The following is a 25,335-nucleotide window of genomic DNA, read 5'->3' as shown; positions in this document are numbered from 1 at the left end:
CCTTGCGGACGGAGAGCTTGGTCCGCAGGTCGTCGAGGGTGGAGGTGCCGCGGGCGGAGGAGACGCCTCCCATCTGCACTACGGCGCAGTGGGCAGTGTCCACGGCACCGTCGAGGTCGTCGAGGTAGATGCGGGCCTCGGCTTCCCGCGCAAGTTCCCTAATAACACCTGCCGAGGCTCCATCCGGCAGACGCGGTGCCTGGTAGCCACCAGCAGGTGAGCACTCTCTTTTCCCTGGACTTCGAGTCCTGTTGACAGATCGTGCCCCTGCTGGTCGGCCAGGAGCGAAATCGCTGATGGGATGTCGTGCCCGCCCGATTGCGGCGTGAGCACAGCCTTATTAGGTCGCTGATGGTTCTCCTGCGGACTGCTGCCGATCGAGGTCGATGACGGAGGACGAGTTGCTGTTCGTTGGGGACGACTGGGCCCAGGACCACCACGACGTCGAGCTGATGGACGCCACAGGTCGCCGGCTGTCCAAGGCTCGGCTGCCGGAAGGCGTCGCGGGTATCGAGCGATTGCACGCGATGATCGGCGCCGAGCTCGGGGAGGACAGCAAGGCCGAGGTGGTGATTGGGATCGAGACCGATCGGGGCCCGTGGGTGCAGGCGCTGATCGCCGCGGGCTACACGGTATATGCGGTCAACCCGCTGCAGGCTTCCCGGTACCGGGAACGCTTGGCGGTATCGGGGGCCAAGAGCGACGCGGCCGACGCGCACATGCTCGCTGACATGGTGCGCACCGACTCTCACCAGTTCCGCCCGATCTCCGGGGACACCGCTGACGCCGAAGCGGTCAAGGTTGTGACGCGTGCCCATAAGACCTTGATCTGGGAACGTACCCGCACCACGCAGCGGCTGCGGCACGCCCTGCTCGACTACTTCCCCGCCGCCCTGGAGGCGCTCGACGACCTGGACGCCCCCGACACCCTGGAACTGCTCGCCAAGGCACCCGATCCGGTCTCCGCTGCGAAGCTGACGGCCACGCAGATAAGCGCGGCCCTCAAGCGCGCTCGCCGACGCGGCATCCCCGACAAGGTCACCAAGATCCAAGCCGTACTGCGCGCCAAGCACCTGGGGCAGCCCGCCGTTGTGACGGCGGCCTACGCCGTCTCCGTGCGCGCGCTCATCGCGATGCTGGCCACCTTGAACGAGCAGGTCAAGTTCCTGCATGAGCAGGTCGAGGACTTCTTCTGCCGGCACCCGAACGCCGAGATCATCCGGTCCCAGCCCGGGCTGGGACCGATGCTCAGCGCCCGGGTATTCGCAGAATTCGGCGACGACCCTCACCGTTACGCCAGTGCCAAGGCCCGCAAGAACTACGCCGGCACCAGCCCGATCACCCGCGCATCCGGCAAGAAGAAGGTCGTAACCGCTCGGCACGTCCGCAACGACCGGCTCATCGACGCGCTGATCGCCCAAGCCTTCTCTGCACTGCGGGTCTCCCCTGGCGCCAGGGCCTACTACGAGAAGCAACGGGCCCGCGGCATCGAATTCAACGCCGCCCTACGCCAGCTCGCCAACCGGCTCGTCGGCATCCTGCACGGCTGCCTCAAGACCGGCACATCGTACGACGAGGCGACAGCTTGGTCCCAGCAGGCCCATGCACTCGCCGCTTGACGCTACAGCTGGGGCAACCGGTCATCGGGTGTGGGGGACTTCCGCTCTTCCAGCCAGTAGAGGTACCGCCGGGCGTCCGGCTGATGTCTCCCCGCCGGGAGCTGATGGGGTGTCCGGTTCAGGGCACCCGGCAGGTCGGGGGCTGTCCCATGGAGGCGGGGGTGCGGCCGAGGAGACTGCGGGCGGTGCGGGCGAGATGGGCTTGGTCGGCGAATCCGGCTGACGCGGCGGCCGCGGCCACCGTGGTGCCGGGCAGGGTGGCAACGGCGGTCCGCAGGCGTGCCCAGGTTCTCAACTGCACGAGCGGCACTCCCACTGACGTACGGACCAGGGCGCGCAGACGTGTCGCGGACAATCCGACGGCGGCCGCGATGGAGCCGATTGCTGCGGGTGGGGTGTCGCGGGTGCTTTCCCCGATCGCATGGGCCACTCGGGGATCGAGGGGCTGTGCGGGGCCGGTCAGGGCGGTGAGTTCGACCGCGGCCGCGGCGAGGTCGGCGTCCGGGCCCGGTTCCGCGTTTTGGTCGAGGGCGGCGAGGAGGCGGTGCACGGTGGCCCGGTCGAGGTGGATCAGGCCCACGTCGGGAGGCAGTTTCCAGGGGTCGAGGAGCAGGGCGGTGTAGGAGGACGAGGCGCCAGCCGTGTGGACGAGCAGAGGGGGCACGATCACGCCGGCCGAGGTGACCGGACGCTCTCCTGGCAGCCGGGTCTCGACGAGTCCGCCGGGCGACAGGACGACTTTCCACACCGGGTGGCGGTGCACGCTGACGCTGAACGCGCCGGTCTCGGCGAACATCGCCCCGTTCGGATCCGAGGCGAACACCAGGCGGCGATCGTTTCGTTCAAGCGCCCACGTGCGGGCAGAGGTGATGCTCACGCCATGAACCGTATCGCGGCTGTTTCGTTGGGGATCTTCCTGTCGGGGGTGGGGGTGGCGCACTTCGTGCTGCCCAGCTACTTCCGCACCCTGGTCCCGCGATGGCTTGCCCGGCCCGCGCTCCTGGTCGCCGCCGCCGGTGCGACGGAGATCGCGGTGGGCGCGCTGGTGCTGACTCCGCGGTGGCGTGCGGCGGGCGGGTGGGCCGCTGCCGCGCTGATCACCGTCTACCTGGTCTCCCACGTCGACGCCCTGCGGTCTGCCCGTGCCGACCGAGCCCGGTTCCTGGAGCGGCCGGTAGGAGTAGCGGCCCGGCTGGTGGTCAACCTCTTCTACATCTGGTGGTCGATCGCTGTCGCCGAAGCGTCCACCTGATGCGGTACCGACGCGGACGAAGGACGCCCACCGCCGCTCCTCGGCCGCCATGCCCGAGCGCAGGTCTTCGGTGAGGGTGTCACGAATCGCCGCGCCGTCCCGTCCCTTGAATGTTCCCTCTGCTCGACGCACGCAGATCCGAACCCTTGAAGGAGTAGCAGCTGTGATACAGCCCTGGTGGCCACTGGCCGGCCTCGCCGTCATCCATCTCGCGGACGCCGCGATGTGCCTCAAGCCGGTCGGCTTCATCCGTGACTGCCTGCGGGACGTCGGATTCCCCCGCCGGTTCTGGCCGCTCCTGCCGCTGATGAAGACCGCGACGGCCGCAGGACTGGTCGCGGGCATCTGGTCCACCCCGCTGGCGGTGCTGACCAGCGCCGCCGTCGTCTGCTACTTCCTCACCGCCGTGGGCATGCACATCCGAGCCCGCGATCTGGGACGCAACCTCTTCCTCAACGCCTCGGGCATGCTCGTGCTCAGTACGGCCACCTTCGTGTTCGCCCTGCAGACCGCCTGAGGCAAGCCGGCGTCGAGCGTGGGTCCGCGGGCGAGAACACAACACCGGCCTGCCGCCGTACGACGCGTACGGTGGTGCCTCGGCACTCCAGCGGGAGCGGCACCAGGTCCCTTCCGGGGTCCGAGCGGTAGTCGGCCGATGGCGCTCAAGACCCGCTCCAAGTTCTCTTCGTCACACAACGATCTTGGACGCCCTCTCGGCATCCCCGGAGGGTGCAGCTCTCCCCGAGGGGCTGGTCTGACAGGGCGTGTCACGCCTTGAGGCGCTGTCTTGTCAAGGACACGAACGCCCAACCGTCGTTCTCGCGCAGAAGAAGGAGTTTCTCGTGTTTGCCGCCTACCTCGTGGTCACCCTCCTCACCTCGGCTGTCAACGGTTCGGCCGCCATCGCCAACTTCATCGGTCACGACTACCCCAAGAGTCAGGCGGACAAGCTGCGTGTGCCCCGGTCCTGGATGCGCCCGCTGGGCACACTGCTGGCGTTGGGGGCGCTGGGGCTGCTGGCCGGGTTCGCCGTGCCGGTGCTGGGCGCGCTCGCTGCCATGGGTCTCGGGTTGTACTTCCTTGGTGCACTCTGTGCCCACCTGCGGGTTCGTGACCACCAGCTGGGTCCCTGGGCCGTGTTCTTCTGTCTGCCCGTGGCTGCTCTGGCTGTGAATCTGGCCTACTACGGCACCCGGTGAACCGGTGCAGCTTGTCCCTCAGGAGGAGCCACTCCCGTCCCGGGACACACTGTCAGCATTCGGAACTACTCGTCTAGGGCCAATACCGGTGACTTAGAGCTCGCGCGGATAGGCGTGGCATCACGGGCGTCGCCCCGGGCGGTTGTCCCAGCGGTGGGTGGTCCAGGATCGCCTGATCAGACTGCGGACGATGATGATCGTATCCGCGAGGTCGAAGAAGGCGTCGATCACGACGGCGCGGCGTTCGTAGCAGCGGGAAAGACGGTGGAAGGCGTTCTGCCAGGCGTGGGTGCGCTCGACGTGCCACCGCCGGCTCGCCTTAATCGGTGCTTTCTCGCCCTTGTGCGCTATCCGACCGTGCAGCCCGCGTTCGTCGAGCAGGGCGCGGGTCTTGTTCGAGTCGTACCCAGCGTCCAGGTTCACCGTGATGTCGTCGGGCAGCGGCCCGAGTTCCGCGAGGCGGTCCAGGGTCGGGGCCAACAGCGGAGAGTCGTGACAGTTCGCCCCGGCCAGAACACGGCCGAGCGGGAGTCCGTAGCCGTCTGTCATGCCGGAGCGTTTCAGGCCCTGTTTTCCCCGGTCGACCGGGGAGCGCCCGGCGACCTCACCGCCGCCGGGGGCCTTGGTGAGGGAGCCATCGATGGCGACCTGATCCAGCATTAGGCCGACGATGCGGTCGTAGGAGTCGAGCGCGATCTGCTTCAACTGGCTGAAAATGCCGAGGCGGATCCACTCGTCGCGACGGCTGCGGATGGCGCTGGCCGAGCAGGCCGTATCAGCGATCGCCTCGTAGGGGCAGCCGAACCGCAGCAACTGCAGAAGCTTGTCGAACACGATCCGGTCACTGATGCGCGGACGGTGGCAGCGCAGAGGATGGTCCGGGTGGTAGAGCGGCCGCTGGGGCAGCAGCACCGAGAACTGGTCCCACAGCGGTTCGGTCAGCCATGACGGAAGGACAGGCACAGGTCTCCCCGGTGATCACAGAGCCTCGCGCTGGGGCTGGCGGCAGCGATCGCCTCGACTGCCTGCGTCCGACTGATAGGCCCTTCCCGAACGTCGCCGCATTCATGGTCGCACTCCAGAGTTGACCATCCCACCGCAGTGTTGTCATCATTGATGACAACACTGATGTTTGCGAGAGTGAGGGACGGACATGGCTGTGGGCAAGGGCCGGGCGGTGCGGTTGTCGCCGGAGCTGATCGTGGAGGCGGCCGTGCGGATCGCGGCGCGGGCGGAGCCGGACGGGCTGACCGGACGGGCTCTGGGAGAGGAACTGGGCGTGGACCGATCGGCAGTCTGGCGGCATTTCGCGGACCGGGACGCGCTGCTGCTGGCGGTGGGTGACCGGCTGCTGGCAATGGCCGTGGAGCGTGTGCCCGACAGCTTGGGGCCGCGGGAGGTTCTGCAGGAGCTGGCCCGTTCCCTGGTGGAGGTCTTTGAGGCCCACCCGTACGTCGGTGCGGCCGTCGCGTGCCGGACCACCCGCGGCCCGGGGGAGTTCGCCGCGATGGAGACGATGCTCACGGCGCTGGAGGACATCGGTCTGGACGAGGGCAGTGTGGCCCGCTACCAACGGATGCTCGCCGACACCGTGCTGGCGTACGCGGGCATGCGTGCCGGGTATGCCGCGCTCCCGCAGGAGGTGCGCGCCGCCGACGAGCGTGCCTGGGCCGGGGCGTACGCCACCATCTCCCCCGAGCGCTATCCGGCCATCACCGCGCACCTGCCCCACCTGGCCGCGCAGGACGACGAGGCCGTCTTCCAGACGCTGATGGAGGCGTTCTGGCTGGCCGTTGACGCAACCGCCCGCACCACCCCCAAGGACGACGCCGATGTCTGACCACCGCCCTGCTGTGGAAGCCGCCGATGAGGCTGACGAGGCTGTCGACATGGACCAGAAAGCCCCCCAGGACAGCGGTCCCGAACCGGCAGCCAGCTCCCGGTCCGCTTCCGCTGCCGGTCCCACCACCCGGGCCGTGGAGCCGACCGACCGCACCGTGGCCGCCTCGCGTTCCGCGAAGCCGCGGGCACGGCGCGCACTACGGCGCACCCTCATCGCACTGCCGGTGGCGCTTGGCGTGCTGGTGACCGGCTCCTACACGGCCACCGCGCTGCTGGACATCCCCTCCCCACCCACGCTGTTCCAACTGCTGACCACCGAGCCCTCGCGACAGGGCGACCTGTTCGACACCCGCACAGTCCCCGCCTCCGCCACGCCGGCACCCCTGCCCGTCCACGACGAGTCGCTTCCTGCGACCGTGCCATGGAAGGGCGAGCGGGTGCCGGTCGAGCAGTTCCTAACGACCACCCACACCAATGCCTTCCTCGTCCTCAGGGACGGCCGGCTGACTCACGAGTGGTACCGCGACGGGGTGGGCCCCACCACCCGCCTGTCGTCCTGGTCGGCCGCCAAGTCGGTGGTGTCCCTGCTCGCCGGGCAGGCCATCGGGCAGGGCAGACTCCGGGAAGACGACCGGCTGGTCGACATCCTGCCCCGGCTGAAGACGGGCGGGGCCTACGACGCCATCACGGTGCGCGACCTGCTGGACATGACCTCGGGCGTGGACGTCCCGGAGAACTACAACGAGTACTACCCGCTGACCGGCACCGCCCGGATGTACCTCACCCGTGACCTGCCCGCCTTCGCACAGGACCATCGCGACCTGCAGTTCCCGCCGGGCAGCCAAGGCGCCTACCACAGCATCGACACCGAACTCCTCGGCCAAGTCCTGGCCAAGGCCCAAGGACGGCCGCTGGCCGACCTCCTGGCGGACAACATCTGGGCACCGATGGGCGCACAGGACAGCGCCACCTGGAACCTTGACCACGACAACGGCGACGAGAAGGCGTTCTGCTGCATCAACGCCACCCCGCGCGACTACGCCAAGCTCGGCCAACTCGTCCTGAACAACGGCCGCGCCCAGGGCAAACAGATCATCCCCGCGGCATGGATCAAGCGCATCGCCACCCCAGCACCCCACAAAGTCGATGGCTGGGGCTACTCCGCGCAGTGGTGGCATCCGCCCGGCGGCAATGGCAAGGACTACTCCGCCCTCGGCGTGTACGGGCAGTACATCTACGTCGACCCCGTAACCAGGACCGTCGTCGTGAAACTCAGCGACTACGGCGACCAGCAAGACGAACAGGAGACCTTCGACGCCCTGCGCGCCATCGCCCAGTCTGGCTGACCTGCGCCTGCCTACCTGCCAGGGGCGCCGCACCTATCTGCGCGAGTTCTTAGGCGAGTTTCCGGCGGGTCGGCCTGGTCTTCGTAGGGCCGACCAAGGTCGGGTGGGGTGTGTCCGGCGGGGACGGGTTGCGGTGGTGGTTCCGCTTGAGCTTCCAGTTCGACATCTTGCGTTTGATGACGCGGGGGTTGGCGCGCAACCGACGGGCTGGCAGGGGCTGTTCGCGGATCTCACGTAGGGCTGTGGCCAGTGCCCGGGTCAGTCGGGAGGGGGGAAAATGCCGCCTGGTCGGTGACGTGGCGGCGGACGACGCCCAGGGTGCGGGTGAAGGAGAACCGGTCGGGGTCGTGGTCTGCCTGCCGGGCGGCTTGGTGCATCAGGTCCCGAAGGGCGTGGTGCACCAGGAGGAAACCGAAGATCTCTTGTTCGACGCCGGCCGGGTGCTGGGAGCGCAGGACCAGCCGAGGCCCGCCCTGGTGGGTCTTGACCTCGTCGAGCGTGCTCTCGATCTCCCATCGCTGGGCGTACAGCGCGGCCAGCGACGTGGCGGATGCGGCTTTGGGGTCCAGGATGGTGGTGATCAGCCGGTACACCGTTCCGTCGGGGGTGAGGGTGTACTCGATGACGCGGACACGGGCCGGGTCCGCCCGGCGGTTCTTGTCCCTGGCAGCGACGATCTCCGAGAGGTAGGAGCCGTCCTCCAGTACAGCCCGCACCGGCAAGACCGCGTCGCTCTTGACCCGCCACAGCAGGTCGGCGCCGGTCGCCGCGGCCGCCCGCCACAGATCGAAACCGCGAAAGCCCCGGTCAGCCAGCACCAGCATGCCCACCGTCAGCGAGCCGAACAGGCGCTGGGCCAGCTCGGTTTCATGCACGGCCAGCGGCCCGGCCTCGGCCGCGAAGACGGCATGGGTGCCGCACTCGACCAGGGCGGCCAGCCTCGCCTGCGGGTAGGCGCTCTTCTCCTGACCACGGCAGACCCCGGGCCGTCCGAAGAAGGCAGCGTTGGTCTCGGTGTCGGGTACGTCGAAGGTGGTGCCGTCCACGGCGACCAGCCGCCAGCCCCGATACCAGGAGCCACTCGTTTCCCTGGTGGCTACGGGTCTGCACACCCGGGCAAACAGGGCCCGAAGCGGTTCGGGGCCCAGCCGCAGCCGGGCCCGGCCGATCGCCGCGGTGGTCGGCACCCGCCACGTCCCCGACCAGCGGCCCATCCGCTCCAGCCCGTGCGTGAGCAGCCGAGCGACCTCCTCATAGCCCTGACCGGAGAACAGGCACATCGCCAGCACGAAATAGACCACCACCCGGGCCGGCAGCAGCCGGTTCCGCTGCTCGACCCGGCCGCACGCCGCGACCACCTCATCCACCAGCTCCGGCGGAAACGCACAGGTCAGCACCCCAAGCGCGATCCGATCCGAAAGCCTCTCGTCCGCCGACGACTTCACCTGTCCGGGCCTTGGCACACTCCACCCAACGACCCGAAACCCTCAAAGTCACCGGTATTGCGTCTAGGGCATCCGTTCGGGCTGAACGGCGGGCTGCCGACTGGAAAGGGACTGCTGGTTCACCTGGGCTCACGCACTCACCGTTTGACTCTCCAGCTCATGGGATGTCTGTCAAGTCCTGCATGTTGAGCTTGGGGGGCTCGTGGCTGGAGGCTCCTGGAGGTGGTCAACATGCCGGAGTCGCCCAGAGCGGGGAACGAACTGTCGGCGTACGAGCTGAAGTGCAGAGCCGCGTACGGATGAACGTGCAGAGCTTTCAGGTCATGTCTGGACGATCACTTGCGGCGCATGGTGGGCCGTTGATCTCCGGGATAGGCTGAGGTGGCAGAGTGAATGCCGGTTCGGGAAGGGGGATTTACGTGAACCAGCAGGTGATAGGCCAGGATCGATCCAGGGCGCTCGTTGTGCTCTTGGCGCTGGCTGCTGTGGCAGCAGCCGTAGGAAGTGTGGTCTTCTACCAGCAGACTGCGGTAAGGGCCCTGCTCATCGTTGCTTCAGTCGTTCTTGCAGTCGCGGCTAGCCGGACCAGGTCCGCGGCCAGGCCACGCAGCTGAACTGCAAGGCGATCAGCGCGAACATGGCCTAGGCGACTTCGGTCTCTCGCTCGATGGCCATGAGGCGGTTCTTCAGTCGGTAGCTGGGGCCGTTGATGGGGATCACTTCGCAGTGGTGCAGGAGGCGGTCGAGGATGGCGGTGGCGAGGACCTCGTCACCGAACACCTGTCCCCACTCGCTGAAGGTTTTGTTCGAGGTCAGGATGATAGAACCCTTCTCGTAACGCTTCGAGATCACCTGGAAGACCAGGTTCGCCTCGGCTCGTTCCAGGGGCTGGTAGCCGACCTCATCAACGACAAGGACGCTGGGCCGCAGATAGGAGCCGAGTTTGCTGGTCAGCCGGCCTGCGGACTCGGCGGTTTTGAGGTGGCGGACCATGTCGTCGAGGCTGGTGAAGTAGATCGAGTAGCCAGCCCGGCAGGCCGCGACAGCCAGGGCGACTGCGATATGCGTCTTGCCGACCCCAGGCGGCCCGAGCAGGGCGGCGTTCGCCTTGGCCTCGACGAACGAGAGGGTGGCAAGGTCCTTGACCTTGCGTGGGTCGAGTTCGGGCTGGAAGGAGAAGTCGTACTCGTCCAGTGTCTTGTGGTGTGGCAGCTTCGAGGTCCGCAGCCCGCTGCGGAAGCGGCGGTCGTCACGGACGGCGAGTTCCTCGGACAGCACCAGGTCGAGGAAGTCGAGGTAGCCCATCTTCCCTTCGTCGGCCCGCCGTGTGTACTCGTTGATGGTCTCTGCCAGGTGGGGCAGGCCGAGCTTGCCGGCCGTGGTGCGGATGCGGGTGCTGACCAGCTCGCTCAAGACGTTTCCCTCGTGCTCGGGTGGGTGGTGAAGGGGCGGGTGCCGGTCAGCTCGTCGTAGACCGACAGCGGGCGGCGGCCGACCTCGATCCGGGTGGCGGCGGCCCGGTTCAGCAGGGCCTGCAACGGGCCGGCTTCTTCGCCCCGGGGCTGCGGGTGGGGCCGGGCCGGGACGTCACCGGTGGTGGTCCGGCGTCCCTTGCCGGTAGGAAGGCCGTCCCAGTGCGTCTCCTCAACGACACGGACGCGGGCGGACGCGGTGGGCGGGCACCGAGTAGAGGTTGCCGCCAAAAGCGATCAGGCAGTCCTTGCCGACCGGCCGCAGATGCCGTTCTGCCACCAAATAGGGGGCTGGGGGCAGCGGCTTGAGGGCCGCGTGGTCGCGGGCCGCCCGCTCGCCGATCACGTCCCGGTGCGTCTTGTGGATCTGGGATCGCCGCTGCGGCACCCAGGCTGCGAAGGCGGCGTCCATCTCCTCCACGGAGGAGAAGGCTCGTCCGGACAGGACGTGGTCGCGGACGATGAGGACCTGGCGTTCGACTCGGCCTTTGCCGGTGGGCCGGTAGGCGGCCAGGACGTCGATGTCGAAGTCATAGTGGCCGGCGAAGCCGACCGCTTCGGGGTGGAGCGGGACTGCCTCGCCTGGGGCGACGTAGCGGCGGACGACGGTCTTGGTGCGGTCGTAGACGACCGTCATCGGCACCCCGCCGAAGTGGGCGAAGGCCCGCCGGTGGCAGTCGAAGAAGGTCTGCAGGTCCTGGCTGGTGGTGAAGCAGCAGAATGGGTCGCGAGAGTACGACAGGGTCATGTGGAAGGAGTAGACCTTCGGGATGCCCATGTGGGCGAGGACCTTACCCTCGTCGCCCCAGTCAACCTGAGCCTGGGCGCCCGGAATCACCTCGAACCTGCGGTGCATCCCCGCCAGTTCCTTCGGCGTGATGCCCAATTCCTCCGCGATCCGGGGCCGGGCTTCCTGGACGTAGAGCTTCACACGCTGGTAGTTGCCGGTGAAACCGTACTCCTGAGCGAGACGTTCGTGGATGACCGCGGCCTTCATCAGGATCTCGGCCCGCAGCATCGAATCGACCAGCGGAGCGAACTCGTCGATCACCCTCGCCCGCACCCGACCAATTGGCGACCGGCGCGGAGGCGATGCGGGCCCGTCGGCAGACAAGTACTTGCTGACCGTCCGCCAGTTCAGCCCGGTCTCCTTGGCCACCTCCGACAGGCTCATCGCCCCAGACTCGACCAAGCCGCGGAAACGCCGGAGTTCCAGCCAGCGCTCCGGGTCCAAGACCACGGCCCACCCCCCTCTGCACCCCTGAACAGGACATGCAGCAGAGTGCCGGACCAGCCCTCAACACATCAAGAACTCTGCACGTTCATCCGTACGCGGCTCTGCACGTTCACGTGTACGCCGACACGAACTGTCTTTCCTTCAATGCTCTGCTCGGGCCAGTAAAGGAAAACCACAGGATTGCCGCTGAGTTCCCCGGGACTCAGAAGTACTCAGCAATGTTGTGCGGAGAATTCAGCCCCCTCGGTCGTGGCGAAAATGCGCGGAGGGTCCCCGCAGACTTGCAGGGACCCTCTCATGCCCGTGTTGGGGCCAGCGGGGGCTGGTCAGCCGTTGCTGAGCAGGCGGGTGGCCTCGTAGGCGGCGATTTCCAGGGCCTGGTTGAGTGCCTCGGGGTGGCGTCCTCCGGCGCTGGCAAGGGGGCCGCGGCCTCCGGAGCCGCCGCCGACCGTTCGAGCCGCCTCGGCGAGGATCCGGCTGGCCTGAGTGCCGGCCTGGTGGAGGCCGGAGGAGATCGCGGAGGCGAGGAGAGCCTTGCCCTTGTGTTCGGCGCCCAGGACCACGACGACGGGGCCGCGGCCGAGTCGCGCGAGGGTGTCAGCGACCAGGCCGCGCAATTCGTCCGGGGCGATGCCCGTGACGAGTCGAACGACCAGCTGCCCCTGCCCGACGGGCTGGGCCTGGGTGGCGAGCTGTCCGGCCTGGTGCCGCAGTTCCTCAGCCCGCAGCCGGGACAGCGTTTCCTGCGCGGCCGCCAGGGCCTCCAGGCGCTTGCGCAGGGCTCCGGGAGCCTCGGTGGGGCGGGTACCGAGCAGGCTGGCGAGCTCGCCCAGCAGCCGCCGTTCGGTGTCGAGGTGGCGGAGGGCGCTGTGGCCGGTGAGGGCTTCGACGCGGCGGAGATTGGAGCCGATCGAGGACTCAGACAGCAGACTGAAGGTGCCGACCTGGGAGCCGTGGGCGACGTGGGTGCCGCCGCAGAGCTCGCGGGAGAAGTCGCCGATGTCGACGATGCGGACCCGCTCGCCGTACTTCTCCCCGAACAGCGCGATGGCGCCTGCGGCTTCGGCCTCGGCGCGGTCGGCATGCCAGGCCGTCACCTTCGGGTCGTCGAGGACGTGGCCGTTGACGGCCTGCTCGATGTGGTGGAGCTGGTCGGGGGTAAGGGCGGTGAAGTGCGCGAAGTCGAAGCGGAGCCGGTCAGGCTCGACGAGGGAGCCCTGCTGGCGGGCGTGATCGCCGAGGGTGGCCATGACGACGGCGTGCAGGATGTGGGTGGCCGAGTGCGAGCGCACCAGCCCGGCCCGGCGCTCGGCATCCACCTGGGCTTCGCCGGTCGCGCCGGTGGTCAGTTCACCTTCGAGGACGAAGGCGAAGTGGACTCGGAAGCCTTCCAGGCCGTAGCGGGTGTCGGTGATCCGCAGGACGGTGCCGTCGGTCGTGGTCAGGGTGCCGGTGTCGCCGATCTGCCCGCCCGCCTCGGCATAGAACGGCGAACGGTCCAGCACCAGCTCGACCTCGGCGCCCGCCCCGGCGGACGGGACGACGGTGCCGCCGGACATGAGGCCGGTGACGGTGGCTTCGGCGGACAGGTGCTCATAGCCGAGGAACTCAGTCCGCGGCAGCCGGGCGGCCAGCTCGCGGTAGGTGTCCATCTTGCGCAGGGCCTCGGCGGTCTTGGCCTTGCCGCCGGCCTTCGCGCGCTTCTTCTGCCCGTCCAGCAAAGCGGCGAACCGCTCCTCATCGACCGTCAGCCCGGCCTCGCGGGCGGCCTCGACGGTCAGCTCCAGCGGGAAGCCGTAGGTGTCGGCGAGTTCGAAGGCTGTCTCACCGGGCAGGGCCGCGGACCGCTTCTCGCGGGTGTGGGTGATCGCGGCGTCCAGCAGGCGAGTGCCCTGGGCCAGGGTGCGGGTGAAGGACTCTTCCTCGGCGGTGACGACCTGCTCGATGAGGGCGGCCTGGCCCGTCAGTTCGGGCCAGACATCGCTGAGGTTGCCGATGACGCTGGCGGTCGTGGCGGGCAGGACGGGCCCGTCGATGCCCAGGCAACGGGCATGGCGGATCGCGCGGCGCATCAGGCGCCGCAGGATGTAGCCGCGGCCGTCCTTGGCCGGGAGGACGCCGTCGGCGATGAGGAAGGCGATGGAGCGGGCGTGCTCGGTGACGACCTGGAAGGACACCTTCTCCTCGCCCTCGGCCGGGCAGGCCCGGCCGGCGAGGTCCTGGACGCTGTCGAAGGTGGGCAGCAGCAGGTCGGTGGTGCAGACGTTCTGGGCGTCCTGGAGGATCGCGGCGAGCCGGTCCAGGCCCAGGCCGGTGTCGACGCCCTTCCGGGCGAGTTCGCCGAGGATGGGGAAGTTGCCCTTCTTGTCGCCCTCGCCTCGCTGGAACTGCATGAAGACCAGGTTCCAGATCTCGACGTAGCGTTCGCCGTCGATGGCGGGGCCGCCTTCTTTGCCGAAGGCGGGGCCGCGGTCGTAGTTGACCTCCGAGCAGGGACCGCAGGGGCCGGGGACGCCCATGGACCAGTAGTTGTCCTCCATGCCGAGGCGCTGGATGCGGCTGGCGGGGACTCCGATGCGGCGCCAGAGGTGCTCGGACTCGTCGTCGTCCTCGAAGACGGTGATCCAGAGCTTGTCCTTCTCCAGCCCGTAGCCCTTGGTCAGGAGTTCCCAGGCGAAGGCGATGGCGTCTTCCTTGAAGTAGTCGCCGAAGGAGAAGTTGCCCATCATCTCGAAGAACGTCGCGTGCCGGTTGGTGCGGCCGACGTTGTCGATGTCCGAGGTCCTCGCGCACTTCTGGATGCTGGTGGCGCGGGGGAAGGGCGGGGTGGTCTCGCCCAGGAAGTAGGGCTTGAACTGGTTCATCCCGGCGTTGGCCAGCAGCAGGGTGGGGTCGTCCGGGATCAGCGGGCTGGACGGCACTTGCTGGTGGCCGCGGGAGGTGAAGAAGTCGGTGAACGTGGTGCGGATCTGCGTCGAGCGCATGGCGGCATGGCCTCACGAAGAGAGTCGTGGAAGGTGGGGGAAGATCACACGCCGAGCCGGGCCGAGAACAGGGACTGAGAGGGTTCTCAGTTCTCCAGCTCGACGCAGATAGCTCGCGCCCCCACGGTGTAAACCATGACTCCAGATCCGTTGATCACATCGGTGGTGCAGCAGACGGCCATGGGAGAGGCGGGTCTGCTGCACCACCGACTGTAGCGGGTCCGGCGTCAAGATCGCTTAGCGTGCGGGGGCCGACACCTGGTGTGGTGCCCGTCCGCCCGCGGCCAGGCCGAGGAGGCCGGGGCCGATCTGAGCGGGGTCGGTCAGCACCACCGGGCAGCCGCCGGCCGCGAGCGTGTCCGGCCCGGCATAGCCCCAGCCGGCCCCGGCGAAGGCGACACCGGCCTCAAAGGCCGCGGTGCGGTCGGTGAGGGTGTCGCCGACGAACACCGCGTCGTGCGGGGCCGCGGCGAGGCGGGCCAGGGCCAGGAAGATGCCGTCCGGGGCGGGCTTGGGCTCGGCGTCCTCCCGGCAGACGGTGACATCCAGCAGGTCCAGGACCGCTGGCGGCAGCAGCCAGGGCAGCCGGGTGAGGGTCTGCAAGGTGACCAGGCCCGTCGCCGCCCCGGTGTCCTTGAGGGCCATGAGCCCGTCCAGGACGCCGGGGAAGATCCGGGTGTCCGCGGCGGTGGCCAGCGCGACATCCCACCACAGCTCGCAGAGCCCATCCGGATCGCGGACGCCCAGGGCGGACAGCACCTCGACCCTGGGGGTTGTCACGGCTCCCGGCGGCAGATCGCGGGCCGTGACCCGCCGCCCGAGGGCGGCGGTGGCGACCCCGGCGAGGGTGGCCAGATGCGCGTCCTGGCTGTCCAGCAGCACTCCATCCAGGTCGAACAGCACCACCGGCCTCACGACGCCGCCCCCGAAGAGCCGGGCAGGTCGGCCTCGGCCAGCAGCGGGTGCAGGGCGACACCGTGCTCCTCCAGCAGTAGCCGCCCGCCAAGCGGCCGTTCCAGCACGCAGAGCGCGTCGGTGACCGGGGCCCCGGCGACCCGCAGTATCCGGGCCGTGGTCAGCAGCTGCCCGCCGGAGCGGACCACGTCGTCGACCAGGACGACCCGGCGTCCCTCGATGCGGGCGCCCTCGATCTGCCGCTTGGAGCCGTAGCCCTTGGGCAGCCGCCTAAGGAACGCGGCCGGCAGCCCGGTCGCCGCCGCCAGGGCGACGACCAGCGGGACCCCGCCCAGCTCGATCCCGGCCAGCACTTCGGCGTCCTCAGGGACGAGGGCGGCCATGGCGTCGGCGACGTCGTGCAGCAGCTGTGGGTCGGCGGCCAGACGGTACTCGTCGAAGTACCCGTCCAGCACCTGCCCGTCGGACAGGGTGAACCTGCCGGTGACGCAGGCGGTGTCGGCGATCCTGGACGCCAACATGCTCGTGGCGGTGACGGTCACGCGCGGGCCTCCTTCCCGTCGGTCTCATCGATCAGGTCGTGGAGCCGGGCGGCGAACGCGGAGGCCGACGCGACCTGGCCAAGGAAGCCCAGCGGCCGGGTGGGCGTCTCGAACAGCCACTTCTCCCGCCGCAGGAAGGCCAGCAGCTTCAGCGCGGTGGGGCCGGTGATCCAGACGGGGACGGGGCGGATGTTGCCCGCGTAGTAGAGGGCGGCGGTCAGCTCATGCAGGGTGCCGACCCCGCCGCCCATCGCGACCACCAGATCCGCCGCATCCAGGTAGTGGTTGAGGCGGGCGCCGACGTCGGGCAGGTGGACCTCGTCGGTGACGTGCGGGTTGAACTCGCCCCACTCGGGGTGCTTGTCGGCGAGGGTGACCGCGGTGACCGTGCCGCCCTTGGAGGCCGCCCCGCGAGCCGCTGCTTCCATCAACCCGTTGTAGCCGCCGTGCCAGAGGGCGAACCCGGCCCCGGCCAGGGCCATGCCGACTTCCTCGGCGAGCCGTTCCTCATCCGCCGAGGCCGGGACGACGCCGCCGAAGAACACCGCCGTCCTCTCCCGTCCCAGCGTCGTCATGCCAGCTCCAGGTAGCTGCGGTAGGCGGTGATGGCGTCCGCGAGACCGTCCAGCGCGTTCGGGCAGGCCCGTTCGGTCAGCCTCAGCACCCGGTCCAGGGCGGCATCGACATCGGCGGCCTCGGGGACGGCCCGGGAGGTGATCGCGGCGTCCAGGTCGGCCAGGCAGGCCCGGCCGATCGGGGTCAGCGCGATCTCCTCCCGCAGCTGATACCAGCCCCAAAACCGCGATGCCGGGGCCAGCGCGGTCTTGATCAGGTCCTTCGTCGCGGTGTGCAGCATGTGCCACTCGGCATAGGCAACGAACCGCTGCCCGCGCTGGATGCGCTTGTGCAGCAGCACCGCCAGCACCAGGTGCTCGATCAGCAGCTCGGTGCACGACCTCGGCCGCCCCAGCAGCTCGGCGACGTGACAGCAGGCCTGCTCGATCTGGGCGGTGGTGATCTCGGCCGGCGGGCGGTCCAGCAGCACCTTCCCGGCGACCTTCCGGCGGACGCTGGTGATCTGCGAGGTGGGCGCGAGGTAGAGGTCGACCTGATGGAGCTTGCCCTCGTGCTGGACGAGGAAGACAAACCCGATGCCGCCCAGGTCCGCGACGATGGTGTCGCGCCAGCCGGGCAGCAGGGCCCCGCCCGCGACCGTCATCAGGTCGTCCAGGGCCGCAGTGAAGGCGGGCAGGTCACGGTCGTGGACGCCGACGACGAAGTCCACGTCCGACAGCCGGTCGGCGGTGCCGGAAGCGAGCGAGCCACGGACCAGCAGGTGGGTGACCGCCGGGGCGGCCGACATCAGCTCGGCGATCCGGGTCAGAAGAGGCAGCTGGGTGGGCCGGTTGGCCTCAGCCAGTTCGGCCAGGTCCAGCTCGGCCGGAGCCGGGGCCAGGGTTGCGGTGGGCATGCGCGTAAGTCCTTCCAGAGCTCGGGGGAGACGAGTGCGGCCTTACGAGGCCAGGGCGAGGAGCTTGGACTTCGCCGCTGTCCAGCGGCGGCTGGCCTCGGCGTCACCGCGGACGGTGTGGAGGTCGGCGTTCAGGTCGTAGGCGGTGCCCTCGGACAGGGCGAAGGAGTAGAACAGCCGCAGCAGCAACTGCTCGGCAGCGTCGGTGTAGCCGAGGTCGGCCAGGCGCCTGGCGGCGGCGAACCGCTCGGCCAGCACCGCCTCCGTCGCTGGCGGCAGGTGCTCGGCGGCCGCAGGCGCATCGGCCCGCCCGGCCAGGCGGTCGTAGGCGTCGTCCGCGTAGACGTCCGCGATCAGGTGGATCCGGTCCGGGCCCAGCAGGTTGCAGACCCCGTGCGCGTAGGTCGGGGTCAGCCGCCAGATCCGACCGCCGGCCATGTGGACCTTGGTCCCGCCGGTGACCAGGAACGCGGAGGAGTTGGTGTGCAGCGGGATGTGCAGGCGGTGGCGTTCGACCTGGTCGAGCTCGTCGTAGTCGCGGTGTTCCCAGAGGAACGCGTTCGCCTCCAGGCGGGCGAGCCGAACCCACATGTAGGACAGGCCCAGTTCGGCCAGCAGGTCTGCGGTGGCGGGCATGTGCTCCAGCAGGGCGGTGGGGCGGGCGGTGCCATCGGCGATCCTCACGTCTGCGGCTTCGCCGGAGGCGTTCATCAGCGACGTGGTCCACCAGCCGCCGGATTGGAACTCGCCGTACTCGGCCTTCCAGGGCGCCGGGGCCGTCAGGGCCTCGTGCCGTATCCGCTCGATCAACTGCCCATCCAGCCGGTCCAGCTGGGCGATCTGCCTGGACAAGGCCGCGGTCGGCTGTGCTTCGTCCATGGTGTCCCTCTCGTTCTCCCACCCCGGGCAGAGCCCGAGGCGTGCGGATAAGGGGTGAAAGGCGACGCGTCCGGCCTGATGCCCTCGCTTCATCGCCGGGGGGGAGCCGTCCGATGCCCAAGGCCCCTCGGCCGGACGCGGCGCCGTCATCAGACTGATCCGGCGGCGTCGTCGCAGGTAGTGAGAGGTCACCGCCCCCAGGGGGCGGTGCGGCCGCCCACTGCGGGCGGCGGGCCCGCCCTCGCAAAAGGGTTTGATCGCATGCCAGGACAGGCAGGCATTCGTTGGTCACCACCAGCGGCGCAACCAGCGCCGCCTCGCGGGGCAGGCGGGGAGGCACCCGGTGAAATCCCAGACCGCGCAGCAAGCCAGAGCCGTCCACGACGTCTCCTGCGGGAAAGCCCTGCGGGAACGTGCCCTGGGCCGGGCCGGCTCCCCCGACCCCGTGCCGGCGGCCCTGACCACCAAGATCGCCGCCGAGATCGCGGACCACTGCGGCCACCGGCGCCTCAAATGCCGCCGCCTGGCCATGGGCTGGACCGTCGCCCAAGCCGTCGACGTGGCCCACCGGCTCGTCGAAACCGAGGGCATGCCCAAGGTCGGGATGTCCGAGCGCTCGTGGAAGGACTGGGAGGCAGGGGGGCTGCCCAGCTCCGACTACCAGGACCTGTTGTGCCGTCTGTTCGCCACCAGTCCAGTCGGGTTGGGCTTCGCCCACGACTACTCACCCACCCCCGAGGCGGATGCGAACGCTCCGCTTCGTGGCGGGGACGGGCCCGATGGAACACTTTCCGAAGGGGACGCGACCCGGACCGGTGCGGACTTCACGGAGGTGGAGGCAACGAACCGTCGCGACGCGGTGAAACTCGCCGGACTGGCCATGGCCGCCCCGGCCGCCGCAGCACAGATCCTGGAACAGGCCGCTGCCGAGGCCATGGAGTTCACCCAGCAGGCGGAAGCGACATCGCTTGGCTCGGGAACCCTGGACCACCTCGACCTCGCGGTCACCGAGTTCAACCGCGCGTACTCGCTCAAACCGCCCAAGGCGGTCTTCGACGCGATGATGGACTACCGGCGCAAGGTCAACCGTCTGCTGAAGGCCAAGCACACCCACAGCCAAGAACGCGAACTGCTGGCGTTCGCCGGATGGCTGTCCGAACTCCTGGCCTGGCTCGCCCACGACCTCGGAGACGCCCGCACCGGTCTGGCGTTCGCCACCGACGCGTTCGTCCACGGCCAGCAGGCCGGACACGGCCAGCTGTGCGCGTGGGCGATGGACGCCGCCGCCTCCATCAACCTGTATGAACAACGGCCCGCCAAGGCCCGTAACGCGGCCCTCAAGGGCCTCAGCGAGGCCCCAGCCGGCCATCCGCTGACCGTGCGGCTGCATGCCCAGGCCGCCCGCGCTTCCGCCGCCGACGGCGACGCCGAAGGCTTCACCACCGCCTTCCACGCCGCCCAGGAAGCCCACCGGCTCCTGCCGCCCCGCTCACCCCGCCGCTTCGGCATGGACGTGATGCCGCTGGCGGACTACGCCCTCACCTCGTATCCGGCGACCTCGTTCATCTGGCTCGGGCAGGCCGAGAAGGCCCGCCATCATGCCGAACACGCACTGGCGACCTATGAGGCGGCCCCTGAAGCGTCCCGGTCACCGAGCCGGGAAGCCATCGCCCGTATCGACCTCGCCATCGCCCATGCCCAACTCGGCGACCCCAGCGACGCCGTTGTCCTCGGCCACCGGGCCCTGGACTCAGCCCGCGTCGTCGACTCCGTCCGCAACCGGGCCAGGGACCTCACCTCGTTCCTGACCCGCCGCTATCCCCGCCAGTCGGCGGTCGAGGGCCTGCGCGAGCACCTCGCAGCTCTGGACACGGCCGCCCGCCCGGCCCTGCCCGCAGCACCCTCTGGAGCGTGAAGGAGACCGATGCCCACCCAGCAATCGCAGCCCGCCGAGCACTCCCTCAACATCCGCAAGCCGTACTTCGACCTGATCGCCAGCGGTGCCAAGACCATCGAAGTCCGCGTCGGCTATCCCAAGATCCGCAAGTTCGCCGCCGGGGAGACCCTCCGGTTCACCTGCGAAGACGAATCCCTCAGCACCCGCATCATCGAGGTGAAGGAGTACGAGTCCTTCAAGGCGATGCTGGACGTCGAGGACACCGCCGCGATCGGTGGCCCGGACATGACCCACGACCAGCTCGTCGCCGCGATCCGCGACATCTACCCACCCGAGAAGGAAGCCCTCGGCGTCTTCGCCCTTCACCTCGCCCCGCTGCCCTAGTGACGATCCTTCCCCCCTTTTCGGGGAGGGAAGGATGTACCGGCGAACGTACTCAGTCGCGTACGGCTCTGGCATGCGCCCGCACAACGCACCCACAAACCGCGGACACAACACGCGGACACAAAAAACCGCCGGCCGTCGCGCCCCGTGGGGGAGAGCACGACGGCCGACGGGTGGCGCCAATCTGTCGGGTGAACCGGGTCGCCGGCGATACCGGGTCGCCGGGGTGGTTACTTGATGACCTTCAGCAGCTTGTTGGGCGTGCCGGCGCCGGGGTTGCTGATCTTGTCCGGGGTGGCGCCGTCCGTCAGGGCCTTCTCGACGTCCGCGGGCTTGGCGTCCTTGTGGTCGGCCAGGTAGACCGCGGCGGCACCGACGACGTGGGGGGTCGCCATGGACGTACCGGAGATGGTCTTGGTGGCGTCGTCGCTGCCGTTCCAGTCCGAGGTGATGTCGGTGCCGGGGGCGTAGAGGTCCACCACGCTGCCGTAGTTGGAGAAGTCGGACTGCTCGTCCTTGTTGGTGCTGGAGGCCACGGTGATGGCTTCCTTCACGCGCGCCGGGGAGCCCTGGCCCGCGTCGGTGGACTCGTTGCCCGCCGCGACACCGAAGGTGACACCGGAGTCGATGGCCTTCTTCACGGCCGCGTCCAGTGCCTCGTCCGCGCCGCCGCCGAGCGACATGTTGGCGACCGAGGGGCCCTTGTGGTTCTTGGTGACCCAGTCGATGCCCGCGACGACCTGCTCGGTGGTGCCGGAGCCGTCGCCCTTGAGGACCTTGACGCCGACGAGCTTGACCTTCTTGGCGACACCGTGGGCGGCGCCTCCGATGGTGCCGGAGACGTGCGTGCCGTGGCCGTTGTCGTCCTCGGCCTTGTTGCTGCCGTCGACGGCGTTGAAGCCGTAGGACGCGCGACCCTCGAAGTCCTTGTGGCTGATGTGGATGCCGGTGTCGATGACGTAGGCGGTGACGCCCTCACCCGCGCTGTCGGGGTAGTTGTACTTCTTGTCGCCCTGGGTGTCCGTCTGGTCGATGCGGTCCAGGCCCCACGACGGCGGGTTGTCCTGGGTGCCGTCGATGTGGAACGTGTGGTTCTGGACGACCTTGTCGACGGCCGGGTCGGCGGCGAGTCGCTTGGCGTCCTCTTCGCTCATACCGCTGGTCGAGAAGCCGTCGACGGAAGAGAAGTTCCGCTTGAGCTTGCCGCCGTACTTGGAGGCGAGGTCGCCGCTCTGGGCGGTGCGGACCGAATTCTTCAGCATGACGATGTAGCTGCCGTTCACGGCTCCCTTGGCCTGGGCGCCGTAGATCTTGCCCTCGGTGGGAGTGGTCGAAGCGCCGGCGGTGACGGCGGTGACGGCGGCGATGCCAGTGGCGGCGACCGCGGCGGTTAACGCCGTGATGAGCCGCTTTTTGCTGGAACGCTTGTGATCCATTGCGAGGGTTCTCCTCGTTCGTGATGTGGGGGGAAAGCGTTGCGCTAGGGCCCGACGTGACCGGACGATCTACGGCGGACTGGTTCGAAACCCTGTCGGATTGACGGGGTCAATTCAAGGGCCGCCGGATCGTGTGACATAAGCAACAACCCTGCAAAAGGCGGATAGTTCGCAGAGTCGGGCAAAGGTGTCACTTAGTTGAAGCGGAGCGACTCAACTCCCTTTGCGTTCACGCAATCCAGGTGTAATAGAGGGCGGCTAGGGGCGGTCGACTGCCCGCACCCCGTCGCCCTCTGGGGCGCGTCACCTCTGATGGCGGGCGAGCACCAAGTGCCCGTTTCCGACCAGTCGTTGGCGCAGCGCGTCCATGCCGATCGCGCCGCTGTAGTACTCCTGGAGGCCGGGGCGGCGATCTTGTCCTTGCGCTCGGGATAGCCGCGTACGGACTGGGCGGGCGCGGCACGCAGGGTGCCCGCGAGGGCCATGCCCGTGGCCCAGTCGTGCCGGGCCGAGCCGAGCGCCCGGTGGCCGAGCGCCTGCCAGCCGGTCGACAACAGCCAGTCGCCCAGGGCCAGTCGGACCATGCTCGGCGGGCGGAGGAGGAAGTCGGTAAAGGCCATCGCCTCCTCCTTGTACGAGCAGTCCGCGGCGACCGACAGGGTCTGCGGGCTCACGCCCTGGTCGAGGGTGGTGTCCTTGGGGGCCGGCAGCACCGTCCAGTCCGCGGCCCGGGGGCGCGGCGTCGGAGCGCCGTGGTGCGGTGGCGAGGGTCATGGCCCGCACTCCTCGCGCCGCGCTCCCGCCGTCGGAACTGCCGGCGTCGCGCCCATCCCTCGCCCGTTGTCCGCGGCCCCATCGCCCGTGCCGCCGGCCCGTCGGTCGGGCGGTCGGGCGGTCGGGCGGTGCCGGTCCGGCGGCCGAAGCCGGTGGGCCGTCGGCCGCCGTCATCGTCGTGACGGCGGTCCGCGCCGTCACGCATCCGGCCGGATTCCGTGCGGGGCGAACCGTCCCCCTCCCCTTCGGATGTCTTCCGGGCGGGCGCGGGCGACCTGCGACACTGAGGGCGTTCCCGCACCGCAGGAGGCACCACGTTGACTCCTCCCCCTCGTAAACGAGGAGGATTCCTAGCTCACTTCGCCTGCGGCCCGGCGGACGCGCAGGTCTTACAAGATCAGCGCTAGCCGGGTACGAGACCAGCCCGGACGAGCATCACGCGGGCGGAGTTCTTGTCCCGTGGGGACACGGTTCCGCACGCGGTGCACGTATACGTTCTCTCGGAAAGAGGTAGGCGGTGCTTGGCTCTCGCTCCGCAGTGTGCGCAGTCCATGGTGGTGTGCGCGGGGTTGACCAGGTGCAGTTCACGGCCGTGCTTGCGGGCCATCTCGCCCAGGGCCGTCTTGGTGGCGCCGATCGCGGCATCGGCGGCCTTGCGGGACATGGTCGACTTCGCGAGGAACTTGGGGCGGAAGTCTTCCACGGCCAACGCGTCATGGTCGCGCACGACGCGTTTGGCCCACTTGCGGGCGGTGTCCTGACGCTGCCGGGCGACCTTCTTGTGCAGCTTCGCGGTCTGCCGCTTCGCTTCACGGTAGCCCTTCGAACTGGGCTGGCCCTTCTTCGGCTTCCTGCGGGCCATCATCCGCTGATAGCGGGCGAGCTTCTGCGCAGCGCTCTTCCCGTGCTGCGGGTGGGGAAGATCGTGGGCGTCGGATGTAGTGGTCGCGGTTTCCTTGACGCCCCAGTCGATGCCGATCACGTGCCCGGTCTCGGGCAGGTGATCCGTCACCGCGGGGACGACGAAGGATGCCCACCAGTGTCCAACGCTGTCCCGGTAGACGCGCACGCTGGAGGGTGGCTTGGGAAGCTCCCGCGACCACACCACCCGCACCACGACCCCACCGGCGAGGTGCAAGCGCCCGTCCTTGAGCCGGAACCCGCGCTTGGTGTACTCCAGAGTGGGACGCGCCTCGCGCTTCTTCTTGTACTTCGGCATCCCGGCCCGCTGCCGCATGGGAAGCCGGGCCTTGACGTCCTTGAGTGCCTTCGCGCGGGACCTGCCGAAGCCGCGTATCAACTGCTGCTGCGGGACGCACGCGCCCTCGGCCAGCCACGGGGTACGGGCGCGGGCGTCGGTCAGCATCGCGGCGAGCTGCACCGGACCACACGTCTGCTTCTCGCCGGTGACCTTGTTGTGCAGATACGTCGCCTTCGACTTCGCGACGCACTCATTCCACACCCAGCGCAACCGGTCCCACTCCGCTTCGAGCGCGACACGGGCCGTGGACGACAGACGAAGCCGGTAGGTGTACCGGCAGTGCCCGGCATCCTCCATCTTCGCTTCCGTCGTCATGCCCAACAACCTGTGAGCACTGACAGTTGAGATTCCTTGGCCAAATGGGCTGCCCCACCACACCCGTGGTGGACGCCAAATCGCCCTGGCGGCGATTCGCCTTTCCCTGCCCTGCTCCGCAGGAGCTTCGTTTCCTCCTCCGGCTGAAGCCGGAGGTATCCACGAAGGAGAACCAATGACCGAGACGACCGCCGCCTTCACCGAGGCGCGCGCCCGGGACGTCCTGGCCGCGGCCGGGCGGCCCGAGGCGGCGGCGGACGCCCGGCTGCTCTCGCTCGGCGAGAACGCCGTCTTCGCGCTCGGCGAGCGCGGGCCGGTCGTCCGGGTGGGCCGCAGCGCCGAGCTGCTGGAGCGCGCCGAGCGGGAACTGGACGTCGCCCGCTGGCTGGAGGACGTCGGCGTACCGGCCGTACGCGCCGCCGAACCGCAGGCCACCGTGGTGGACGGGCATCCCGTGACCTACTGGCGGCGGCTCCCGGAGGCCGTCCGCCCCGCCGGGCCGGGCGATCTCGCCGCACTGCTGAAGGTGGTCCATGCGCTGCCGGAACCGCCGTTCGCCCTCCCCCGCCGCGAACTCCTCGGCGGCGTCGAGCGCTGGCTGCGGCTGGCGGGCGATGCCGTCTCGGCGCAGGACGCGGAGTATCTGCGCGGGCGCCGCGATGCGTTCGCGGCGGCCGCGTCGGCGCTGGAGTCGCATGTGGGCCGCGGCCCCCTGCACGGCGATGCGCTGCCGCGTAACGTCCATGTGGGGCCGGACGGGCCGGTGCTGCTCGACCTGGAGACCTTCTCCTCCGATCTGCGCGAACACGATCTGGTGGTGATGGCGCTGAGCCGGGACCGCTACGGGCTGGCCGCGGAGGCCTATGACACCTTTGTGGCGGTGTACGGCTGGGACGTACGGGACTGGGCGGGGTGTGCCGTACTGCGCGGGGCCCGGGAGACGGCGAGCTGCGCCTGGGTCTCCCAGCACGCGCCCGGCAACCCCGCGGCCCGCGAGGAATTCCGCCGCCGGATCGCCTCGCTGCGCGAGAAGGACGCGACCGTGCGGTGGTACCCCTTCTGACG

At 69.3% G+C, this 25,335-nt stretch carries 23 protein-coding genes and 1 pseudogene; 9 read left to right on the top strand and 15 right to left on the bottom strand.

Going from position 1 to position 25,335, the window contains the following annotated elements:
- The first annotated feature begins 401 nt into the window (after positions 1-401).
- Entirely contained in the window at positions 402-1,619 is a 1,218-nt protein-coding gene (locus tag B1H19_RS31040) for an IS110 family RNA-guided transposase (protein ID WP_083109981.1), read from the top strand.
- 118 nt (positions 1,620-1,737) lie between these two features.
- Here B1H19_RS31040 and B1H19_RS40060 read toward each other — a convergent pair whose 3' ends face one another.
- Positions 1,738-2,496, bottom strand: a complete 759-nt coding sequence (locus B1H19_RS40060) for a helix-turn-helix domain-containing protein (protein WP_237289598.1) — start codon at positions 2,494-2,496, stop codon at positions 1,738-1,740.
- Positions 2,497-2,499: 3 nt separating this feature from the next.
- Here B1H19_RS40060 and B1H19_RS31030 point away from each other — a divergent pair, with 3 nt between their 5' ends.
- From B1H19_RS31030 to B1H19_RS31020, 3 genes are all read left to right on the top strand, one after another.
- The gene (locus B1H19_RS31030) at positions 2,500-2,871 is read left to right on the top strand and encodes a DoxX family protein (RefSeq protein WP_083108011.1); all 372 of its coding nucleotides are present in this window, start codon (positions 2,500-2,502) and stop codon (positions 2,869-2,871) included.
- Between the two features lie 163 nt (positions 2,872-3,034).
- Positions 3,035-3,388 (top strand): DoxX family protein, encoded by a 354-nt coding sequence (locus tag B1H19_RS31025; protein WP_237289596.1) that lies wholly within the window; start codon positions 3,035-3,037, stop codon positions 3,386-3,388.
- Between the two features lie 325 nt (positions 3,389-3,713).
- Positions 3,714-4,070 (top strand): DoxX family protein, encoded by a 357-nt coding sequence (locus tag B1H19_RS31020; protein ID WP_083108009.1) that lies wholly within the window; start codon positions 3,714-3,716, stop codon positions 4,068-4,070.
- A 120-nt stretch (positions 4,071-4,190) separates the two neighbouring features.
- Here the strand turns inward: B1H19_RS31020 and B1H19_RS31015 are convergent, their stop codons facing one another.
- Positions 4,191-5,033, bottom strand: coding sequence for an IS5 family transposase (locus B1H19_RS31015; protein ID WP_083108008.1), 843 nt, complete (start codon positions 5,031-5,033; stop codon positions 4,191-4,193).
- A gap of 190 nt (positions 5,034-5,223) precedes the next feature.
- Here B1H19_RS31015 and B1H19_RS31010 point away from each other — a divergent pair, with 190 nt between their 5' ends.
- Together B1H19_RS31010 and B1H19_RS31005 are read left to right on the top strand one after the other, a co-directional pair.
- Positions 5,224-5,910, top strand: coding sequence for a TetR/AcrR family transcriptional regulator (locus tag B1H19_RS31010; protein ID WP_083108007.1), 687 nt, complete (start codon positions 5,224-5,226; stop codon positions 5,908-5,910).
- A 49-nt stretch (positions 5,911-5,959) separates the two neighbouring features.
- Positions 5,960-7,258, top strand: coding sequence for a serine hydrolase domain-containing protein (locus B1H19_RS31005; protein WP_083109979.1), 1,299 nt, complete (start codon positions 5,960-5,962; stop codon positions 7,256-7,258).
- A gap of 230 nt (positions 7,259-7,488) precedes the next feature.
- On the opposite strand, the gene B1H19_RS31000 is transcribed toward B1H19_RS31005, so the two are convergent.
- From B1H19_RS31000 to B1H19_RS30960, 10 genes are all read right to left on the bottom strand, one after another.
- Positions 7,489-8,721, bottom strand: coding sequence for an IS4 family transposase (locus tag B1H19_RS31000; protein WP_083108006.1), 1,233 nt, complete (start codon positions 8,719-8,721; stop codon positions 7,489-7,491).
- Between the two features lie 624 nt (positions 8,722-9,345).
- Positions 9,346-10,116 carry an IS21-like element helper ATPase IstB gene (istB, locus tag B1H19_RS30995; protein ID WP_083109978.1) on the bottom strand — a complete coding sequence of 257 codons (771 nt, stop codon included), beginning with the start codon at positions 10,114-10,116 and terminating at the stop codon, positions 9,346-9,348.
- On the bottom strand, positions 10,113-10,241 hold the full coding sequence (locus tag B1H19_RS40995) for a hypothetical protein (protein ID WP_435844062.1): 129 nt from the start codon (positions 10,239-10,241) through the stop codon (positions 10,113-10,115). Before B1H19_RS40995 ends, istB begins: the two co-directional genes overlap by 4 nt.
- Before the next feature lie 106 nt (positions 10,242-10,347).
- Positions 10,348-11,349, bottom strand: coding sequence for an IS21 family transposase (gene istA, locus B1H19_RS30990; RefSeq protein WP_435844063.1), 1,002 nt, complete (start codon positions 11,347-11,349; stop codon positions 10,348-10,350).
- 389 nt (positions 11,350-11,738) lie between these two features.
- The gene (gene alaS / locus B1H19_RS30985; protein WP_083108005.1) at positions 11,739-14,396 is read right to left on the bottom strand and encodes an alanine--tRNA ligase; all 2,658 of its coding nucleotides are present in this window, start codon (positions 14,394-14,396) and stop codon (positions 11,739-11,741) included.
- Between the two features lie 237 nt (positions 14,397-14,633).
- Complete coding sequence (locus tag B1H19_RS30980; protein WP_237289594.1) at positions 14,634-15,311, bottom strand: HAD family hydrolase; 678 nt, start codon at positions 15,309-15,311, stop codon at positions 14,634-14,636.
- Positions 15,308-15,853 carry an orotate phosphoribosyltransferase gene (locus B1H19_RS30975; protein WP_237289592.1) on the bottom strand — a complete coding sequence of 182 codons (546 nt, stop codon included), beginning with the start codon at positions 15,851-15,853 and terminating at the stop codon, positions 15,308-15,310. The genes B1H19_RS30980 and B1H19_RS30975 overlap by 4 nt, the downstream gene beginning before the upstream one ends.
- Entirely contained in the window at positions 15,850-16,428 is a 579-nt protein-coding gene (locus B1H19_RS30970; RefSeq protein WP_237289590.1) for an SLOG cluster 4 domain-containing protein, read from the bottom strand. The genes B1H19_RS30975 and B1H19_RS30970 overlap by 4 nt, the downstream gene beginning before the upstream one ends.
- Positions 16,425-17,324 (bottom strand): hypothetical protein, encoded by a 900-nt coding sequence (locus B1H19_RS30965; RefSeq protein ID WP_083108004.1) that lies wholly within the window; start codon positions 17,322-17,324, stop codon positions 16,425-16,427. The genes B1H19_RS30970 and B1H19_RS30965 overlap by 4 nt, the downstream gene beginning before the upstream one ends.
- Before the next feature lie 42 nt (positions 17,325-17,366).
- On the bottom strand, positions 17,367-18,203 hold the full coding sequence (locus tag B1H19_RS30960) for an aspartyl/asparaginyl beta-hydroxylase domain-containing protein (protein ID WP_083108003.1): 837 nt from the start codon (positions 18,201-18,203) through the stop codon (positions 17,367-17,369).
- A 343-nt stretch (positions 18,204-18,546) separates the two neighbouring features.
- Between B1H19_RS30960 and B1H19_RS30955 the strand changes: the two genes are divergently transcribed.
- On the top strand, positions 18,547-20,118 hold the full coding sequence (locus tag B1H19_RS30955; protein ID WP_237289588.1) for a tetratricopeptide repeat protein: 1,572 nt from the start codon (positions 18,547-18,549) through the stop codon (positions 20,116-20,118).
- 9 nt (positions 20,119-20,127) lie between these two features.
- The gene (locus tag B1H19_RS30950; RefSeq protein WP_083108002.1) at positions 20,128-20,484 is read left to right on the top strand and encodes an ASCH domain-containing protein; all 357 of its coding nucleotides are present in this window, start codon (positions 20,128-20,130) and stop codon (positions 20,482-20,484) included.
- Positions 20,485-20,714: 230 nt separating this feature from the next.
- Here the strand turns inward: B1H19_RS30950 and B1H19_RS30945 are convergent, their stop codons facing one another.
- The 3 genes and pseudogenes from B1H19_RS30945 to B1H19_RS30935 all read right to left on the bottom strand — a co-directional run bounded on the left by B1H19_RS30945 (position 20,715) and on the right by B1H19_RS30935 (position 24,270).
- Complete coding sequence (locus tag B1H19_RS30945; protein ID WP_083108001.1) at positions 20,715-21,920, bottom strand: S8 family peptidase; 1,206 nt, start codon at positions 21,918-21,920, stop codon at positions 20,715-20,717.
- A 303-nt stretch (positions 21,921-22,223) separates the two neighbouring features.
- Positions 22,224-22,654, bottom strand: a pseudogene (locus tag B1H19_RS30940) (sugar ABC transporter substrate-binding protein); the annotation flags it as partial.
- A gap of 443 nt (positions 22,655-23,097) precedes the next feature.
- Entirely contained in the window at positions 23,098-24,270 is a 1,173-nt protein-coding gene (locus tag B1H19_RS30935) for an RNA-guided endonuclease InsQ/TnpB family protein (protein WP_083108000.1), read from the bottom strand.
- Positions 24,271-24,445: 175 nt separating this feature from the next.
- Here B1H19_RS30935 and B1H19_RS30930 point away from each other — a divergent pair, with 175 nt between their 5' ends.
- Positions 24,446-25,333, top strand: coding sequence for an aminoglycoside phosphotransferase family protein (locus B1H19_RS30930; RefSeq protein WP_083107999.1), 888 nt, complete (start codon positions 24,446-24,448; stop codon positions 25,331-25,333).
- Positions 25,334-25,335: the final 2 nt, after the last annotated feature.

The organism is Streptomyces gilvosporeus, from assembly GCF_002082195.1.
GTDB lineage: Bacteria > Actinomycetota > Actinomycetes > Streptomycetales > Streptomycetaceae > Streptomyces > Streptomyces gilvosporeus.
The sequence above is the reverse complement of the archived record's forward strand: the minus strand, read 5'-3'. Positions and strand labels throughout refer to the sequence as shown.